General features: G+C 64.7%; 18 protein-coding genes and 1 pseudogene. 7 read left to right on the forward strand and 12 right to left on the reverse strand.

Going from position 1 to position 17,834, the window contains the following annotated elements; genetic code table 11:
- Positions 1–104 precede the first annotated feature (104 nt).
- The 3 genes and pseudogenes from V1280_RS28155 to ftsZ all read left to right on the forward strand — a co-directional run.
- Positions 105–265: pseudogene (locus V1280_RS28155) on the forward strand (DUF2235 domain-containing protein); the annotation flags it as partial.
- 117 nt (positions 266–382) lie between these two features.
- Positions 383–997, forward strand: a complete 615-nt coding sequence (locus V1280_RS28160) for a hypothetical protein (RefSeq protein ID WP_334531803.1) — start codon at positions 383–385, stop codon at positions 995–997.
- A 52-nt stretch (positions 998–1,049) separates the two neighbouring features.
- The gene (gene ftsZ / locus V1280_RS28165; protein ID WP_334531806.1) at positions 1,050–2,306 is read left to right on the forward strand and encodes a cell division protein FtsZ; all 1,257 of its coding nucleotides are present in this window, start codon (positions 1,050–1,052) and stop codon (positions 2,304–2,306) included.
- A gap of 234 nt (positions 2,307–2,540) precedes the next feature.
- Here the strand turns inward: ftsZ and V1280_RS28170 are convergent, their stop codons facing one another.
- The 4 genes from V1280_RS28170 to V1280_RS28185 all read right to left on the reverse strand — a co-directional run bounded on the left by V1280_RS28170 (position 2,541) and on the right by V1280_RS28185 (position 4,429).
- The gene (locus V1280_RS28170) at positions 2,541–3,236 is read right to left on the reverse strand and encodes a hypothetical protein (RefSeq protein ID WP_334531809.1); all 696 of its coding nucleotides are present in this window, start codon (positions 3,234–3,236) and stop codon (positions 2,541–2,543) included.
- A gap of 121 nt (positions 3,237–3,357) precedes the next feature.
- A complete protein-coding gene (locus V1280_RS28175; RefSeq protein ID WP_148778901.1) occupies positions 3,358–3,636 on the reverse strand; it encodes a DUF1488 domain-containing protein in 279 nt (92 codons plus the stop codon).
- A gap of 227 nt (positions 3,637–3,863) precedes the next feature.
- Positions 3,864–4,157 carry a hypothetical protein gene (locus tag V1280_RS28180; protein WP_334531814.1) on the reverse strand — a complete coding sequence of 98 codons (294 nt, stop codon included), beginning with the start codon at positions 4,155–4,157 and terminating at the stop codon, positions 3,864–3,866.
- The gene (locus V1280_RS28185) at positions 4,154–4,429 is read right to left on the reverse strand and encodes a hypothetical protein (protein WP_334531817.1); all 276 of its coding nucleotides are present in this window, start codon (positions 4,427–4,429) and stop codon (positions 4,154–4,156) included. Before V1280_RS28185 ends, V1280_RS28180 begins: the two co-directional genes overlap by 4 nt.
- A gap of 232 nt (positions 4,430–4,661) precedes the next feature.
- On the opposite strand from V1280_RS28185, the gene V1280_RS28190 reads away from it, so the two are divergent.
- Complete coding sequence (locus V1280_RS28190; protein ID WP_334531820.1) at positions 4,662–4,796, forward strand: hypothetical protein; 135 nt, start codon at positions 4,662–4,664, stop codon at positions 4,794–4,796.
- Between the two features lie 166 nt (positions 4,797–4,962).
- Here V1280_RS28190 and V1280_RS28195 read toward each other — a convergent pair whose 3' ends face one another.
- On the reverse strand, positions 4,963–6,186 hold the full coding sequence (locus V1280_RS28195) for an IS4 family transposase (RefSeq protein ID WP_334519177.1): 1,224 nt from the start codon (positions 6,184–6,186) through the stop codon (positions 4,963–4,965).
- A 351-nt stretch (positions 6,187–6,537) separates the two neighbouring features.
- Here V1280_RS28195 and V1280_RS28200 point away from each other — a divergent pair, with 351 nt between their 5' ends.
- Both V1280_RS28200 and V1280_RS28205 read left to right on the forward strand, forming a co-directional pair.
- Positions 6,538–7,863 (forward strand): DUF2235 domain-containing protein, encoded by a 1,326-nt coding sequence (locus tag V1280_RS28200; protein WP_334531822.1) that lies wholly within the window; start codon positions 6,538–6,540, stop codon positions 7,861–7,863.
- Positions 7,864–8,171: 308 nt separating this feature from the next.
- The gene (locus V1280_RS28205) at positions 8,172–8,417 is read left to right on the forward strand and encodes a PilZ domain-containing protein (RefSeq protein WP_187437594.1); all 246 of its coding nucleotides are present in this window, start codon (positions 8,172–8,174) and stop codon (positions 8,415–8,417) included.
- A 202-nt stretch (positions 8,418–8,619) separates the two neighbouring features.
- On the opposite strand, the gene V1280_RS28210 is transcribed toward V1280_RS28205, so the two are convergent.
- The 6 genes from V1280_RS28210 to cobS all read right to left on the reverse strand — a co-directional run bounded on the left by V1280_RS28210 (position 8,620) and on the right by cobS (position 15,388).
- Positions 8,620–9,030: a hypothetical protein gene (locus V1280_RS28210; protein ID WP_334531829.1), complete on the reverse strand. Its 411-nt coding sequence runs from the start codon at positions 9,028–9,030 to the stop codon at positions 8,620–8,622.
- 280 nt (positions 9,031–9,310) lie between these two features.
- On the reverse strand, positions 9,311–10,423 hold the full coding sequence (locus V1280_RS28215; RefSeq protein WP_334531832.1) for an NADH:flavin oxidoreductase/NADH oxidase: 1,113 nt from the start codon (positions 10,421–10,423) through the stop codon (positions 9,311–9,313).
- 117 nt (positions 10,424–10,540) lie between these two features.
- Positions 10,541–11,236, reverse strand: coding sequence for a hypothetical protein (locus V1280_RS28220; protein ID WP_334531835.1), 696 nt, complete (start codon positions 11,234–11,236; stop codon positions 10,541–10,543).
- Between the two features lie 36 nt (positions 11,237–11,272).
- Entirely contained in the window at positions 11,273–12,343 is a 1,071-nt protein-coding gene (locus V1280_RS28225; protein ID WP_334531838.1) for an esterase-like activity of phytase family protein, read from the reverse strand.
- Positions 12,340–14,244: a cobaltochelatase subunit CobT gene (gene cobT, locus V1280_RS28230; protein WP_334531841.1), complete on the reverse strand. Its 1,905-nt coding sequence runs from the start codon at positions 14,242–14,244 to the stop codon at positions 12,340–12,342. Before cobT ends, V1280_RS28225 begins: the two co-directional genes overlap by 4 nt.
- A gap of 145 nt (positions 14,245–14,389) precedes the next feature.
- A complete protein-coding gene (gene cobS / locus V1280_RS28235; protein WP_334531844.1) occupies positions 14,390–15,388 on the reverse strand; it encodes a cobaltochelatase subunit CobS in 999 nt (332 codons plus the stop codon).
- Between the two features lie 297 nt (positions 15,389–15,685).
- On the opposite strand from cobS, the gene V1280_RS28240 reads away from it, so the two are divergent.
- On the forward strand, positions 15,686–16,345 hold the full coding sequence (locus V1280_RS28240) for a DedA family protein (protein WP_334531847.1): 660 nt from the start codon (positions 15,686–15,688) through the stop codon (positions 16,343–16,345).
- Positions 16,346–16,561: 216 nt separating this feature from the next.
- Here the strand turns inward: V1280_RS28240 and V1280_RS28245 are convergent, their stop codons facing one another.
- Complete coding sequence (locus tag V1280_RS28245) at positions 16,562–17,791, reverse strand: citrate synthase family protein (RefSeq protein ID WP_334531850.1); 1,230 nt, start codon at positions 17,789–17,791, stop codon at positions 16,562–16,564.
- Positions 17,792–17,834 lie beyond the last annotated feature (43 nt).

Here is a 17,834-nt window from a genome sequence, read left to right on the forward strand (position 1 = left end):
CAAAAGTGCAATGGCATATCTATAAAAGATGCAATCTAACCCATAGGTTGTACATACTACTTTCTACTTTTTCCGATCCGCAATAAATATTTAGGGTCTTTGCGATGGAAAACCTCGTCATCTGCGGTGACAGCACCGGCAACGAGATCTCGGAGAACATCTCCAAAGTGCTGAAGCTCTCGCTGCCTGCGCAAGGCCGCCAAGACGCAGCCGCGCGGCAGATGGTGCTCTCCGATCCCCGGGGGGCGGCACGGTGACGGCACCGGTAAACAGCATCGCGCGCGTGTTAACCATGCATTAACCAACGCAGCCTAGCCTGCTGTAATCGTCCAGCCATCATTAGCCCGAAATGCCTTCCCGGTTCGCTCCAGGAGAAGCGCCGATGTCTGTTGCGTTGTTGACATATGCCGATCTGGGTGCCCGCCTCAATTTCTCGCGCGAGGCCGCGCGGTCGCTGGCGAGACGTCGCCGCCTGCCGCGCTCGCGTTCGGATGACGGCAAGGCGCTGGTGAGGGTTGATTTCTCCGAGCTGCGGTACACGCCCCGCCCGCGAACGGGCCGCCGGGCAGACTGCATCGATGTCTCCATGGCAAGGATCGAGGCGTTAGAGCCATTTCCGTTCCGACAGTGTCGGAACGGGGCTCTAGGTTTTTATTCTGACGCGTTTTCCTTGCGCGAACCGGTATCCACTTCGTTCGAAAACGCTTCTGAGACCGAGGCTTTCAAGGCGGAGATCGCGCGGCTCGAAGACGTCGCAACCGCCTACAGGGCGGTGTTCGAGCGCGAGCGTGAGCGCGCCGAGCGCCTCGCCGTCGAGCTGCAGCAGGCGAGCGCCGAGACGAAGGCAGCCAATGCGTGGGCAACACGACTGGAAGACGAAATGGCGGCGCTGCGGACCGATTGCCGCACTGGCGGCTCGCTCGCGGGACACGCCGCGCTTCGCTTGGGACATCTGGCCGCTTCGATCGTGCAAGCAGACCGCATGGCCCGCAGGTAGCATTCGAGACTTTCTTTAATCCCCGGCTTGCCGGAGCAATCGCGAGGGAAAAATGGCAGGCACCACCGATATCCATGAAATGAAGGCCCGCATCGTCGTGTTCGGCGTCGGCGGCGCCGGCGGCAATGCCGTGAACAACATGATCACGGCCGGGCTGCAGGGGGTCGAGTTCGTCGTCGCCAATACCGACGCGCAGGCGCTGGCCATGTCGAAGGCAAGCCGCCTCATCCAGCTCGGCACGAACGTGACCGCGGGCCTCGGCGCCGGCTCGCAGCCGGAACTGGGACGCGCCGCAGCCGAAGAGGTGATCGATACGATCCGCGATCAATTGACCGGCGCGCACATGGTGTTCGTGACGGCCGGCATGGGCGGCGGCACCGGCACCGGGGCCGCACCCATCGTCGCGAGGACCGCGCGCGAGCTCGGCATTCTCACCATCGGCGTGGTCACCAAGCCGTTCTACTTCGAGGGCCAGCGCCGCATGCGCTTCGCCGAAGCCGGCATCGAGGAGCTGCTGAAGACGGTCGACACCCTCCTGATCATCCCGAACCAGAACCTGTTCCGGGTGGCCAGCGAGAAGACCACATTCGCCGATGCCTTCGCCCTTGCCGACCAGGTGCTCTATTCGGGCGTCGCCTGCATCAGCGACCTCATCGTCAAGGAAGGCCTGATCAATCTCGATTTTGCCGACGTCCTCTCCGTCATGAAGGAGAAGGGCAAGGCCATGATGGGACGGGGCGAGGCTTCGGGCGAGAAGCGCGTGCTTGCCGCCGCCGTGGCCGCGATCTCCAATCCGTTGATCGAGAATCCCTCGATCAAGCGCGCCAGCGGCCTCATCATCTCCATCACCGGCGGCAAGGATCTCATGCTGTACGAGGTCGACGAAGCCGCGACCCGCATTCGCGACGAGGCCGACCCGGATGCCAACATCATCGTCGGCGCGTCCTTTGACGAAAGCCTCGATGGCATCGTCCGCGTCTCGGTGGTGGCGACCGGCATAGACAATCTCGACGCGGAGCAGGCGGTGCCGGTGGAAACCGCCCTCGCCCAACTCGCCGGAAGGCTGCGCAATGACGGCCGGCGCATCGCCGATCGCATCGAGCGCAGCGCACCCCTTCCGCAAGTGGAAAGCCCGCCGCTCCGCCCGCAGCCGCATCACCCCGTGGGGCCACCGGCAAGGCCGGGCCTGGAGTATGCGCGCCACGCGGCAATTCAGCCGCTCCATCCCTCCGGCCGCGCCCCCGCGCGCAATGCGCCCGACGAGGCCGTTCTCGACATCCCGGCCTTCCTGCGCCGCGCCGCCAACTGAGCGGTCCAACAACAGGTCGTCATCCCGGGGCGCAACGAAGTCGCGAGCTATGATGCGCAATTGCGCATCTGAGGATTCATTTAGCCGCAGTGACCGTTGAGGGATGGATTCTCAGGTGCGCAATTGCGCACCGTAGTTCGCGCCAAGAGGCGCGCCCCGGAATGACGGAGCAAACAGCAACTCCCCGCTTTGGCGGACGTCTCGAAGGCGCCGCTAGGACGCCACCCGCCAGGTTCACGCTGCCGTGCTGCGCGGGCTCTCTGCGGTTTCCGTCTTGTCCGCCTCCTTGTCACGGGACAGCCACGCCGGGAAGCGAAGCAGGCGCTCGTTGGTGTCGTTCGGCAGCTCGATGGGCGGCGCTTCATTGGCCGAACTCGGCAGGTCCGGCACTGCCTGTCCTGCTCGCACCGCATCCGCGCGCTGATCCAGTTCGCGCAACAGGGGATCGAGCACGCTGTCGATCTCGCTGGCCACCGACACCAGGAAACTATTGAGCTCGCGCGCCTCGGGCACGACCGCCGTAGCCTGCTCGATCGCCCTGGAGAGACCGTCGACGACAGGTGCAAACGCGCCGGCGGCTTGCATGATTCGCGTCTTGATCGCTTCGATCTCGCCCAGGACGCGCTCGCGCTCCCGCCTTTTCTTCTCCTCCGAAAGGCGGGCTTCGATTTCGGCGATCTGGGCCGTCAGGGTCGTGGCTTCGGAAGCGAGTGCATCGCGTCTTCCGCGCGCGCGATCGAGATCGCGGCTGAGATGGTCCACTAAGTCGTCCTTTCCGAACATGGCTTTGCTCCGTAGGACAGGCGTTTTGCCCTGTAGGACGGCCCTGGCGCGTACCGCCAGCCTCGCCACCGACCGGATGGCCGGATCGGCCGAAACAGGCATCAACTTCGGTCGCGTCAACTTCGGTCGCGTCACCTGGGCCGGCATGGTGAATCCCCCCATTGCCACCATTAGGCGACCGCATGGTTAACAGATGGTTAATGTCAACAACCGATGCTGCCAGGGGGCATCATGCCGGCGCGCCGAGTCGCCTTCGACAAGGTAACCCCTACCCCCGAAAATCAATGCTCCGCAGCACGATCCCCGGCGGCGTGCCCTCGAACTCCGTCGCGCGGTACTTGCTCGCCGCTTGCGCTTCGATGCGGTCGCGGAGGCGGGTGAACTGGGCTTCGCGCTCGCTGGGGCGGGTCCGCGGGCCGCGTTCGAGGTCGTCCATCGCGGAGGTCGAGATCGCGCAGGCGATTTCCTTCGCGCCGTCCTGCATCGAGAACTGGACGATGCCGCGGTCCTGTTCGTGGCCGATGAAACGGCCGCTGGTGAGGGTCATGGGTTACTCCTTTTTACGCGAGCTGTTTCCTGAGAACTGAACGCGCTGCTGCGGCGGTGGTTCGCTCCCTCTCCCGCTCGCGGGGGAGGGTTGGGGTGGGGGTGTCTCCGCAGGCGAGAACCCCGATGAGGAGAGAGCCCTCACCCGCCGCGCGCGGGACGATGCTTCGCATCGCCCGGGGCGCGTCGACCTCTCCCGCACGCGGGAGAGGTGTACCCCGCGGCTGCTCAGTCTCCGCCAAGTCTCGCAAAGTCGTCGAACAGGGCGGCCACCAGCGCGCGGTGGCGGGTGTCCTCGGAGGGGAGGCTTGCGGCGTAGAGGTTGAGGAGGTAGCGCGCCTTCACGGCGGCCTCAGCCCAGGAGGTGGCCGGCACCGTCATCAGGCGGTTTTCGAGATCGGCCTCGCGCTCGCGCAGCTGCCGGACATTGCTCTCGACATCGGCCAGCGCGCGGCGCAGGTCGGTCGCCTTCTGGGCGGCGAGGCCACGATGCTTGTCGAGTTCGACGGGAATGTCAGTCATGGGCGACGCTCTTGGACGACGCTCGCGTCGCTGCGTTGCGCATTCGCAAGATCGGGCGCGCGGATCGACAGCGTCTCCATGGAACCGGGCATGCCGTCGACGGGCACGACGATCGACGTGCCGACACGGCGCCAGGCCGAGAACATCTCACGCACGATCGTCTCTTCGTCGGCGATTACCTGATAGCTGCCGGCAGGCAGCATCCGATCGATGCCGTGGATGCGGAAAGGATGCCTGAACGTGACGGTTTCCCGTCGCGAACGGATGGTCATGCACGCCTGCCTTCCTGCGCGAGCGGCCCAACCGACGCCAGCTTGGTTGCAACCATGCGCTTTATGCGCCGTGATAGCCAGCACTATCAGCACTGCTGCGCGCGGCGTTTTAGTCCTCGCTATCGGCGCGAGGCAGGCGTACCTCTCATATGCGCCTGCACGCGAGCCGCGGGATGCGTGTTGCGATCGGTCGAACCGAGCTCATTCGAAACCTCCAGAGGAGACGAAAATCATGTCCAAGGGACAGCAACGCAGCAATCGCGAAGCCAAGAAGCCGAAGAAGGACAAGGTCAAGGCGACCGCCGCGGCACCGAGCCGCAAGGACGCGGCGTGGCAGCCGGAGATCGGTCAGGGGAAGAAGAAGTAGGGTAACAAGCACGTACTTTCTTCCTTCTCCCCTTGTGGGAGAAGGTGGCGCGAAGCGCCGGATGAGGGGTTTTCTCCGCGCATGACAATGTGAGAGGCGTGTTCGGGGAGAGAGACCCCTCACCCGTCTCGCCGCTTCGCGGCGATCCACCCTCTCCCACAAGGGGCTAGTGTGAGCACACATCTTCGTCGAGGAAGTATCCTTCTGCGATGGCATTGAAGCGTGTGAGGCCGTGGGACATGGTAATTGGCCCTGTGGATCGCTCGGTCGCATAGCCCGTCCATCCGCCGAGACGAGCGATCGTCCAGGCGGCCCAGGCGAGGGTTCCAGGCGGATACTGGTTCTGCTGCTTGATGGTGCGACCTTGGAGTTTGCCCTGGAGCACTTCGAGCACTTCGATCTGTCTGTCGTCGAAGACGTGACTGGCGGGCTGGTCATGGAGTGAAGCAGCGCGTGCGAGCACGAGCTGCATACAGGTCGTTGCGCCGATCAATGCGATGACGGCGAGTTTTTCCAGAGCTTGGCCCTCTTCGGCGACGCTCTCTTCGATCTTCAGTCCCTGGCTCTTGACGGTCCGGAACAGCTGCTCGATGTGCCAGCGCTGCCGATACCAGCCGATGACAGTCAGCGCCTGTGCGACCGTGTCGACGGCATGGGTGGTCAGCAAGCGCCAGTGGACCGGCGTTTCCTTGGCGGGCGGATCGCGCTCCATAACCTCGATGGCGGACAATTCGATCTCCTCCGGAGCATCCCGATCGGGGCAGGATTGCGGGCGGCGGATTCGGACGCGCCCGAAGCGCACGGTCAGACAGGCCTGCCGCGCCTGACGCTTCTTGCCAGGCCGCGCCGGCAGATCGAGCGAGTAGCTGTGCTTTTCGGGCAGCTCCGCCATGGCCGCAAATAGCGTCCCGCCATCGACCATCGCGCGGTCGCGGCAGGCGCGCGTCAGAAGCTGGGTGCGCCGGTCCGGCAGACGAGCCCATTTCTCGTAGATGTCGCCTTCGCGGTCATCGATCACCGTGACGTCGGCGGCCTTGCCCAGCGCCGCCTTGGCCCGCTGAGGACCCTTGAGCCAGCGGTAGGACTCCTTTTCCTCGATCGGCTGCTTGCGATAATCCTTGCTCTTGGATTTGAAGCGCCGCCAGACCTGGACATCGAGCAGACCGAGGCAATGTCCGAGTTCGGCATCCACCGCCAGCATCGGATGCACGAACAACCCGACATCGCGGCCGTTACCAACCGTGCCAAGGCCGCGTTTGCGTCCGCGCTGGCTCTCATAATTGATTTCGCTGGTGTCCTGGATCACCAGGACATGACGATCGGCGCTGGCCTCGGCCACCCGCGCCCTCTGATGCAGCACCATCTTCGAGACCGTGACCCGGTCGTTCACCACAAATCGGCGGAATGCAACCTGCTCAGCGCGCGTGTCGCCAAGCCGACGCAGGCAGATCGTCTGTCGATCCGACACGCGCTGCAACAGCCGCGCGCCATTTTTTTAAGACGCGCGTCGCCAAAATGTCCAAGATTCATCTCCGCTACCGCCTTCTCGTGAGAATCGCGACAGCAGCTAAAGAATCACAATCGATTCCTCCCGCTCAAGTCCCAAATGATTGATAAATCGCGGAAAGATGTGTGCTCACACTAGCCCACAAGGGGAGAGGGGAAAGCCCACCCCCGTCTCCTCGCCGTCGCGGTTTTTTGCTATGCTCGCCCCGGTAGCATTACCGGGAGGGGTAGACCTGTGGAGCACGCGCGCACAACCGAGCCGAAGAACCTCGTCATCTGCTGTGACGGCACCGGCAACGAGATCTCGGAAAACATCTCCAACGTCCTGAAGCTCTATCGCTGCCTGCGCAAGACCGACAAGACGCAGCCGCGGCAGATGGTGTTTTACGATCCCGGCGTCGGCACGGTGACGGAGCCGTCGACGTGGGGTCGCTGGAAGGCCAACGTCAAGCTGGTGCTCGGGCTCGCCACCGGCTACGGGCTCGATGACAACGTGCTCAGCGCCTATTGCTTCCTGGTCGAGCATTACGCGCCGGGCGACCGCATCTATCTGTTCGGTTTTTCGCGCGGTGCTTACACGGTTCGCGTGCTGGCGGGGCTGATCCACAAAATCGGCCTGATCTCGCCGGAGCAGACCAACCTCGCAGGCTCGGGCTTCATCGCCTACAAGCAATATTCCGGCACCGGACGCGGCAACGACATCGAGGACCTCAAGGACGTCGCCGTCGACGATCAGGGGCCGCTGGCGAAGGACAAGTTCGATCTCGCAACCCAGTTCGCGCGCATCACCTCGTCGCGCTGGCCGACCATCCATTTCGTCGGTGTCTGGGACACGGTGGCTAGCGTGATCGTGCCGCGCGCCGACCGACTCTATTGGCCGAGCCTGGAGGAGCTGGCCTACACGCTGCGCAATCCGAGTGTCCACATCTTCCGCCAGGCGATCGCGATCGACGAGCGGCGCTGCATGTTCCGCCTGAAAGAGTATGAGGAGCCGCAGGACTATTGGAGCAACCGCTACGTGCCCGACGAGAAAAAGGTGCCGCAGGACATCCTGCAAGTGTGGTTCGCCGGCGTGCATTGCGACGTCGGCGGCGGTTATCCCGAGGCGACAAGCGCCGAATCGAAATATCCGCTGATCTGGATGATCGACGAGGCAGCTAGGTGCGGGCTGAACTTCAACACGCGAACCGTGAACCAGCTCGCCTGGGGCGTTCAGCGCAAGAACTCGCAGTTTGACTACGTCGCGCCGGCTTTTACCGGCAAGGCCGGCGTGCTGCACAATTCGATGAGGGCGGCCTGGCGCGTGCTGGAATATCTGCCGAAGAGCGCGACCTACAAGGAATGGCCGGAGCGGAAGGTTTTTCTCGGCTTCTACATTCCCGATTGCGAACCGCGGCTGATCCCCGAGGGCGCGCATGTGCATGAGAGCGTGCTGAAGCGGATGGCGGTGGAGCCGGACTATCGGCCGGTGAATATGCCGAAGGATTTTGTGACGGTGCCGATGCCGGTGCCGCCGGGCCCCGGTGTCGAGGCGGATGCGGGGGAGATCGTGACGGGGTGATAGTGGAGCCCTTCCCTTCTCCCCTTGCGGGAGAAGGTGGCGCGAAGCGCCGGATGAGGGGTTGTTTCCGCGAACGCGAGAGCTTCGTATGCCGCGCGATACCCCTCACCCGTCTCGCCGCTGCGCGGCGATCCACCCTCTCCCGCAGGGGGAGAGGGAAAGACACCCCACCCCGCTACCGCCGCTTTCTTCAATCGCGGCTACTTTTCATTAAAATTCTCCCGCAGACCTTAGCGTGATCGCATCAACTGCTCCTCCACACTCGGAACCTGCCACCGCGCTGTCCGCGGTATTGGAGGAGAGTGCCAATGCATCCGCGCCGACATGCCCGTGTGAAACCCTCAGGCCTCGTGTCCCGCCAGGCCAAGATCATCACCGACCCGCGCGCGCCCATCATCGTCTGTACGCTGGTGGACTATTCGCCGGGCGGCGCCTGCATCGATCTCGGCGGCCAGGTGAAGATCCCTGATAGGTTCGAGCTGCTGCACGTCAACACCAAGAAACGCTGCCGCATCGCCTGGAAGCGCGGCACGCGGGTGGGCGTGGTGTTTTAGAGGGCGCTGGATTCATGAGCGTCGCCGCGCTGGAGGTGCGCCCCCTCTCCCGCTTGCGGGAGAGGGTTGGGGAGAGGGTGTTTCCGCAGAGAGATTCCCCCAGAGGAGAGAGCCCCCACCCGGCGCTTCGCGCCGACCTCCCCCGCAAGCGGGAGAGGTTGCAGCGAACCTCGCCGCACGGTCTCTTGCTACAACAGGCCCATCACACCGCCCGCATCCGCGCTTTCGCGCCTGCGACGATCTGCATCGCCACACCCGCGATCCAGCCCAGCAGCACCAGCCAGCTCGGCGCGCCGTCGGCCTCCAGCCGGAGCACGATGACGGCGACTGACGCAAGGGCCGCGAGCGTGGCGCAGAGGGTGCCGGCGGAGCTCAGAAGTTCCGCGGCGTCGATGTGGCTGTGCGCTTCGTCGAAGGGCAACTGCGGCGTGTCGATGCCGAGATAGAAACCGACGGCACCGAGCAGCATCATCAGCAGCAGAAAGCCCTGCGTGGTGAGCGAGGCGATCGACGATCCGACATAGGCGCCGACGAACAGCCCGCACGCAGCGCCGGCCATCGCGAGGCCAATCCGTTCCAGCACATGGGCAGTCTTGCGGACACGAAATCGCATGGCGGGCCTCGCGCAGCTTTGACGGCTGCGGAGGTTAGGCCTGTTTTGCGGCCGGTGGAAGGTTGGGGGAGTTACGGATGCGTGAGGTGGGGGATGAGTGAGGGGTGCTGATGTCGCCGAGACGCGATCTGGGCATGTGGTGCACGCCTGCCTCCCCCCGTCATTGCGAGCGCAGCGAAGCAATCCAGAGTCTTTCCGCGGAGGGATACTGGATTGCTTCGTCGCAAGTGCTCCTCGCAATGACGAGTGTGTGGCGCGGTCCTCGCGCCTCAGATATCGACTACCGCGCCCCGAACGTGGTCTTGCCGAACAGCGCCTTCTGCGTCGACGGCTGCGAGCGCCAATATTGCGGCGGGGCTTCGACTTCGCCGCCGATCTCGGCTGCGGCGTGCCAGCCCCAGCGGGGGTCGTAGAGCATGCCGCGGGCGAGCGCGACCATGTCGGCCTTGCCGGACGACACGATCTCCTCCGCCTGCTTGCCCTCCGTGATCAGGCCCACCGCGATGGTCGGCAATCCGGTCTCGCGCTTGATGGCCTCCGCAAACTGCACCTGATAGCCGGGACCGAGCGTGATCTTCTGCTGCGGCGAGACGCCGCCGGAGGAGGCGTCGATCCAGTCGACGCCGCGCGCCTTCAGTGCCTTGGCGAACTCAATCGTCTGCGCCAGATCCCAGCCGCCCTCGACCCAATCGGTCGACGACACCCGCATGCCGACCGGTTTTTCGCGCGGGAAAACGCTGCGGACAGCGTCGTAGATTTCGAGCGGGAAGCGCATGCGATTTTCGAGCGCGCCGCCATATTCATCGGTGCGCTTGTTGGAGATCGGCGACAGGAATTGATGCATGAGATAGCCGTGCGCGCCGTGCAGCTCGATCGCGTCGATGCCGATGCGCATCGCGCGCTTCGCGCTGTCGACGAAGGCCTCGCGGATGCGCTTCAGCCCCGCGGCATCGAGCGCGAGCGGTGCGGCCTCGCCCTCCTTGTGCGGCAGCGCCGACGGCGCCACCGTCTGCCAGCCGCCCTGCGCCTCGGGGATGAGCTGGCCGCCGTCCCAGGGCCGCGCGCTCGACGCTTTCCGGCCCGCATGCGCCAGCTGCATCGCGATCGCGGTGCCCGAATGCTTGCGCACGGAGCTGAGGATCTGCTTCAGCGCGGCTTCAGACGCGTCGCTGTAGAGCCCGAGGCAGCCCGGCGTGATGCGGCCGATCGCCTCGACATGGGTCGCCTCGATGCAGAACATCGACGCGCCCGACAGCGCGAGATTGTTGATGTGGGTGAAATGCCAGTCGGTGGGAACCCCGTCCTCGGCCGAATACTGGCACATCGGCGACACCACCAGGCGGTTCTTCAAAGTCAGGCCGCGCAGCTTGATCGGGGAAAACAGGGCGCTCATGCGGGGAATCCGGAAACTGAGGAATGGAAGCGATTGCATGAAGTTTAGTAGCCGAATCGCGAATTGCCAGTCGCGCGGGCGGCATGGCCACAGGCCGGGCCATGCATTGCGGGCGTCCTAATCCAGCACCTCAAACTTCCCCGGCTGCGGCTTGCCCATGCGGATATGGCCGTCGGGGAGTAACTCGCCATCGGCCTCGGCCGAGAACTGGATCGTGTTGCCGCCGCCGTCACGCTTGCTCGCTTTGCCGAGAGGGCCAAGTTTATCGGCGAGCGCAGTGTCGTCTTCCACGAACACACGATACTCGGTGAGGTGGAAGCGGCGCGGCGACAGCCAATTCAGCGCCGGCACGGAGGTGCGCATGTCGCCGTCATTGACGCGATCGACGGTGCGGCCGGTGGCGTCGCGGAACAGGTCCGGCCCGTCGACGAGCTTCGCGCGATTGCCGTCGATGGCATAGATGTTCAGCGTGACGATGTGGCGCTCGCTGCGGAACGACACGGCGACAGTGCGCGAGTCGCTCGACCATGCCGCGTGGAAGGCATCCGGCGCGGTGTCGACGATGTTGTCGTCGTTGACGTTGTCGAGCGTCATCAGCTTGCGATGGCCTGGCTCCGCCATCAGGTACATGCGAAAGCCGTCACTGCCGGCCTCGCCGCCGCCATGGGCGGCAACGGAAAGTTTTCCATTCGGCGCGCGGCCGCCCTGGATGATGGCGTATTCATTCTTGCCATACTGATGCTCGGCCGTGGCCAGAGCCGGCGACACGGCGAAGCTGAGGAGAATGGCGAGGATGGCGCGGCGGTGGGGCATGGTTGTGTGTCGGCGCAGGGGGAGCCGACGTTCAACCTACTCTACAAGCGTGAACTGCAACAGCAGGGTGCGCTGGAGCAGCGAGAAATTATCGTCCGACACCATCGTCAGCACGGTCTCGCCCTCCGCGGTGACGTGGGCGTCGATGCCTTCCATGTTGTCGACCTCGTGGCCGAGATCGGCCTCGAACAGCACTGGGCCGTCGACCAATGCGCCGGGTGCGATGGTCTTCAGGGGGATCGACCGGATGCGGATGTTGATGCCGGTGAACCAGGAGAATTTGCGTTCGAGGATCAGCAGCTCGCCCGACGGCAGCAGCACGGCATCGCTGATGAACTGCTTGTCGGTGCGCTTGATGCTGAACTGGCCAGGCGAGGGACCTCCGATCAAAAATCCGATCAGATTGCCGTCGGCATCGAAGCCGCCTTCCGACATCGCGATCAGCGTGCCCGCGAGCGGCTGGCCCTTCATGTCCCTGGGCACGAACACCAGCGCCTCGAGCCCCTTGTTGTAGGGCAGTTTTCGCAACGCAGGCGGCGTCGGCACCACCTCGCCACGGGCACGCGTGCCGCCCTTGGCGAAGTCGAAGCGCATGATCTGGTTGACGCGTTCGAGCCCGACATAGACCTGCGAGCCATCGCGCGCGAGCGACTCGGTATCGTACCAGAGCCGCTTCTCCGTGATCGGCCGCCCCTCGGCGTTGAGCATCGGCGCGGCCTCGACATCGTCGAGCCCGATCATCTTGCCACTGGTGTAGCGGATGCTGCCTGTAAACCAGGTGCCCTGATCGGACAGCGCGAGAAAGCGCTCGCCCTTGTCATCAAGAAAGCGGAGGCCGGACAGGCCGCCAAAGCCGCGATGCGGCGAGGTCAGCACCAGACCGCTGCGATAGACGAGCCGACCGAAGCGCGTGCGCGAACGGTCGCGCGGCTCGAAACTCGGAATCGGCCGCGCATTGACCTCGATGCCGACAGGCTCGGTGACGGCGTGCTCAGGCTGCGCCGGCTTTGGCGCGGACTGCGCGTGGGCGAGCCGAGCAGTTAAGAGAGTGGAAAATCCCGCCGCCGCGTGGCCGAGAAAGAAGCGGCGGGATTGATGCGTGCTCACGAATGCAGTTTGCGTCGCGGGCGATTGGCCGGTTGCGTCGGCGCGGTGTTGGTCTCGCTGAAGAGTTCGGCGAGCTTTTCGGTGATGGCGCCGCCGAGCTCTTCGGCGTCCACGATCGTCACCGCGCGACGATAGTAGCGCGTCACGTCATGGCCGATGCCGATCGCGATCAGCTCGACCGGCGAGCGGGTCTCGATCTCCTCGATGATGTGGCGCAGGTGCCGCTCGAGATAATTGCCGGGATTGACCGACAGCGTGGAATCGTCGACCGGCGCGCCGTCCGAGATCATCATCAGGATCTTGCGCTGCTCGGGCCGGCCGAGCAGGCGCTTGTGCGCCCAGTCCAGCGCTTCGCCGTCGATGTTCTCCTTCAGCAGCCCCTCGCGCATCATCAGGCCAAGGTTTTTCCGCGCACGACGCCACGGGGCGTCGGCCGACTTGTAGATGATGTGGCGGAGATCGTTGAGGCGGCCGGGACTGGCCGGCTTGCCGGCGGCCAACCACGCCTCACGCGATTGCCCGCCCTTCCAGGCGCGCGTGGTGAAGCCGAGAATCTCGACCTTGACGCCGCAACGCTCCAGCGTGCGCGCGAGAATGTCGGCGCAGGTCGCGGCCACCGTAATGGGGCGGCCGCGCATCGAGCCGGAATTGTCGAGCAGCAGCGTCACCACGGTGTCGCGGAACGTCGCCTCCTTCTCGTGCATGAAGGACAGCGGATGATGGGGATCGGTCACCACGCGCGACAGGCGCGCGGGGTCGAGGATGCCCTCTTCGAGATCGAACTCCCAGGCGCGGTTCTGCTGCGCCATCAAACGCCTCTGGAGGCGGTTGGCGAGGCGGGCGACGATGCCCTGCAGATGCGCGAGCTGCTTGTCGAGATAGGCGCGCAGGCGCTCCAGCTCGTCATGGTCGCAGAGATCTTCGGCCGCGATGACTTCGTCGAACTTGGGCGCGAACGCGTGATATTCCGGCCCGCGCGGCTCGTTCTTGCCGTGCGCGTTCGGACGCGTCGCCTCGCCCGGCGTCTCGTCGTCGCCGAGCTCGCCGTCGTCGAACGTATCCGACGTCGAGGCCTGCGCGCTTTCCATCGCGCTGTCGCTCATCTCTTCCGACGACGCCTGCGCCTGGTCGGCGCTCATCTCCTGCGCGGCATCGGAATCGGGCGAACCCTCGGCGCCGGACTGATCGTTGTCGCCGTCCTGGTTCTCGTCGTTGTCGTCATTGTCTTCGCTGTCGGCGCTGCGCTCGTCGCCGAGCTCGAGCGCGGTCAAGAGATCATGCACGGCGTCGCCGAACCTGGTCTGGTCCTCGACGAGGTTATCGAGCCGGTCGAGCCGCTTGCCGATCTTGTCTTCGAGAATGGGGCGCCAGAGATCGACCATCTTCTTGGCGGCCGTTGGCGGTGCCATGCCGGTCAGGCGCTCGCGCACCAGCATCGCCAGCGCGTCGGCCAGCGGCGCATCGGCGCGGTCGGTGATCTCGTCGAACTTGCCGCGATGGAAGTGATCGTCGAGCATCGCGGTGAGGTTCTTGGCAACGCCGGCCATGCGGCGCGCGCCGATCGCCTCGACGCGAGCCTGCTCGACCGCCTCGAACACGCCGCGTGCCTGCGGATTGCCGGGCATCAGCTTGCGATGCAGCTTTGCATCATGACAGGCGATCTTGAGGGCGATGGAGTCGGCGTGACCGCGCACGATCGCCGCATCGCGTTTTGTCATTTTTCGAGCGGGTTCGGGCAAGCGGGCTTTGCCCGGCGCGAGGCCCGGGCGCTCGGCCGCAAAGCTCACGTCGAGCTCGGGCGATTTCGCGATCGCCTTCAGGCAAGATGCCACCGAGCGCTTGAACGGCTCGGTCGGCGCTTCCTTGGTGTTGCGGAATTTGGAGTTGGAGGGCGTGCTCATCTCGATCTCACCGTCGTCCCCGCGTAGGAGGGGACCCATAGCCACCGACGGTTGGTGCGTCAGGGAAAATGATCAGCGTCGCTTCATCGAGAGACCTCGCGGCGTCCGTTCCGGCTTTCACCGGGACGACACACCGCGAGAGAGATCAGGACAGTGCCACGTTGACCGATGATTCCGGCAGCTCCGCATTGAAGCAGCGCTGGTAGAATTCGGCGACCAAGGGACGCTCGAGCTCGTCGCACTTGTTCAGGAAGGTGACGCGGAACGCGAAACCGATATCGCTGAAGATGTCGGCATTCTCGGCCCAGGTGATCACCGTGCGCGGGCTCATCACCGTCGACAGATCGCCATTGGCGAAGGCGTTACGGGTGAGATCGGCGAGGCGCACCATCTTGTTGACGATGTCGCGGCCTTCCTGGGTACGATAGTGCTTGGCCTTCGCCAGCACGATCTCCACTTCCTCGTCATGGGCGAGGTAGTTCAGCGTGGTGACGATCGACCAGCGGTCCATCTGGCCCTGGTTGATCTGCTGGGTGCCGTGATAGAGGCCCGAGGTGTCGCCGAGGCCGACCGTGTTGGCGGTCGAAAACATGCGGAAGGACGGATGCGGCTTGATCACCTTGTTCTGGTCGAGCAGCGTCAGGCGGCCGGAGACTTCCAGCACGCGCTGGATCACGAACATCACGTCGGGGCGGCCGGCATCATATTCATCGAACACCAGCGCGATGTTGTTCTGGAGCGCCCAGGGCAAAATGCCGTCACGGAATTCGGTGACCTGCTTGCCGTCGCGGACCACGATGGAGTCCTTGCCGACGAGGTCGATACGGCTGATGTGGCTGTCGAGGTTGACGCGCACGCAGGGCCAATTGAGGCGGGCGGCGACCTGCTCGATATGGGTGGATTTACCGGTGCCGTGATAGCCGGTCACCATCACGCGGCGGTTGCGGGCAAAGCCGGCGAGAATGGCAAGCGTGGTGGCGCGGTCGAAACGGTAGTCGGAATCGACTTCAGGCACATGAGGATCGACTTCGGAATAGGCCGGCACTTCGAGATCGGTGTCGATCCCGAACACCTGGCGCACCGACACCTTCATGTCGGGCAAACCGGAAACTTCCTCAACTTTGGACAGGGCGGCGGTCGTCATCAATCCTCCGAGGCCACGGGCGGTCCCGAGACCAGTTATTTGCACGTTGGCTGCGGCTGGGTGCGACTGCGAACTTATCAGAGACGACGGGCCGGCAGAAGCCCGCGCGCCAATCAAAGTTCCGTTGTGTTTTCATTTAGATAGGCAAGGAACGCGATTTTTGGAAGGCTGCCCTGCAAATCTCGCCCAAATTTCGCCCCGGATAGCCGTCCTGCCCAAGCAGATGGCACTTTCACCGTCCTTCACTACTTGTGTAAGGGTCTGAACCCGAATGCCCCCGCCCACCACAGAGACGATGTGACTTCTTTCCTTGATCCCCTGATATCCTTCGTCTCAGTCCATGTGTGGCTGGCCTATCTGACCCTGTTCCTGGCGGCGCTTCTCGAAGCGGTCCCGGTGGTGGGGTCGGTGATCCCCGGCTCGACCATCATCCTGGCACTGAGCGCCCTGGTTCCCGGCGGCGATTTGAAACTGCAATGGGTGCTGCTCGCAGCCGCCGTTGGCGCCGTGATCGGCGACGGCTCGGCCTACTGGCTCGGGCACCGGCAGCAGCGCGAGATTCTCAACACCTGGCCGCTGACCAATTATCCGCGCGTGGTCGAGGAGAGCGAGACCTTCTTCCACCGCTTCGGCACCTGGGCCGTGTTCTTCGCCCGCTTCGTGCCGCCGATCCGCGCCTTCGTGCCGGTCACCGCCGGTGCGCTTGGGATGGCGCCGGCAAGGTTTTACGCGGTGAACATCCCTGCGATCCTGGTCTGGGCGCCGGCCCATGTGCTGCCGGGCGTGCTGGCGGTGTCGGCCTTCCACCAATATTTCGGGGTTCCGCACGAGGGGCACCCGATCAAGCACATGTGGATTTTGACCGTGGTGGCGGTAGCGATCATCGGCGGCCTCGGTGTCTGGTTCTACCGCCGGCGGCAGAACGGCGTCGTCGCGGCGGCCAAGCCGCAGGCTTAGTCCTTACCCTCCCCTGGAGGGGTCCGAGACGAGCGAAGCTCGCTCGTGGGTCGCTACACATGAAGCGAAGCGCAATGTGTAGCGGGGTGGGGTGACGGTCTCTCGTCATCGAAATCTGCCCGTGTTGAGAGATCACCCCACCCCGCTCGCGCTGCGCGCGATCGACCCTCCCCCTCCAGGGGAGGGTGACAGTGCACTTCGCTGGGTGCACCTTGCTCAGCTCTTCATCTCCGCAATCCCCATCCTCCGCCCCGGCGCCGGTCCCACATACCTTGCCCGTGGCCTGATCAGCTTGCCGAACTGCAATTGCTCGCTCGCATGCGCGATCCAGCCGACGCTGCGGGCCATGGCGAACAAAGCGAGTTCGCTGCCTCCCGGCAGGCGCAGCGCGTGCACCAGCACGGCGAGCACGTAATCGATATTGACGAACTCTCCGGTCGCCTCCGCGATCCGCTCAGGCACCTCGCGGGTGAATTTGCGTGGCGCGCCGGCGCGGGCAAGCGCGTTCAGCAGCGATTGCGCGCGGGGGTCGCCGCGCTTGTAGACGCCGTGGCCGAAGCCCGGAAAACGCTCGCCGAGCGCGACGCGCTCGCGCACCATCGGCTCGACGTCGCGGTCCACCAGCGTCTTGACCAGCTGCGAGGCCAGCACGCCGGCGCCGCCGTGTTTTGGGCCTTTCAGCGCGGCGAGGCCGGCGATGACGGCATCGTAGAGATTGAGCCCGGTCGACGCCGCGCAGCGCGCGGTGAAGGTCGAGGCGTTCAGCTCGTGATCGGCCAGCAGCACCAGTGCGCGGCGGATGAGATCGGGCGCGTGCTTGTTGTCGCCTGCCCAGATACGCGCGATCTGCTGATGCAGCGGCTCGGCTGAAGACCCGGCATTGAGCATGGTCGCGACCAGCAGCCGGACGATGCGCGCGCCGACCATCGCGCGGCCATCGGGCGCGCGGGTGAACGCGCGGGAATCGGCGCTGCTCGCGAGCGCGAGCACCGCGATGGCGCGATCGATCGGAGCCGCGCGGCGCGCGGCTTCCGCAATCGCACGCATCTCGTCGGACATCGCAGGCTGATTGTCCGACGCGAAGGGATCGACGTCGGAGACGTCCCAGAGCAGCGTTGCGGTGTGCTCAAGCGTGTCGTTCTCGGCGAGATCGATGCAGTTGACGCCGCGGTAGATCGCCCCCTCCTCGGTGATGGTCGAGATCTCCGTATCCATCACGGGCAGATCGGCGTCAAAACTGCGCAGGCCGCGCGGCTCCGGCGTTGGCACGCGGCGCTCCTTCAGCGCGCGGACGTCCTCGGCGCGATAGCGATTCTTGCGCGAATCCGGCGTCGGCTCGGAGCGGATCAGGCCGCGGCTGACATAGGCGTAGAGGGTCGCCGGCGAGATCGCGAGCTCGGCCGCGGCTTCCCGGGCAGAGAGGTAGAGCCCATCGGAATTTTTCATATTGATTTATGTAATCAAGATTGATCAAGCTGTCGAGAGGCCC

This window comes from Bradyrhizobium sp. AZCC 2230, assembly GCF_036924495.1.
In the GTDB taxonomy this organism is placed as follows: Bacteria; Pseudomonadota; Alphaproteobacteria; order Rhizobiales; family Xanthobacteraceae; genus Bradyrhizobium; species Bradyrhizobium rifense.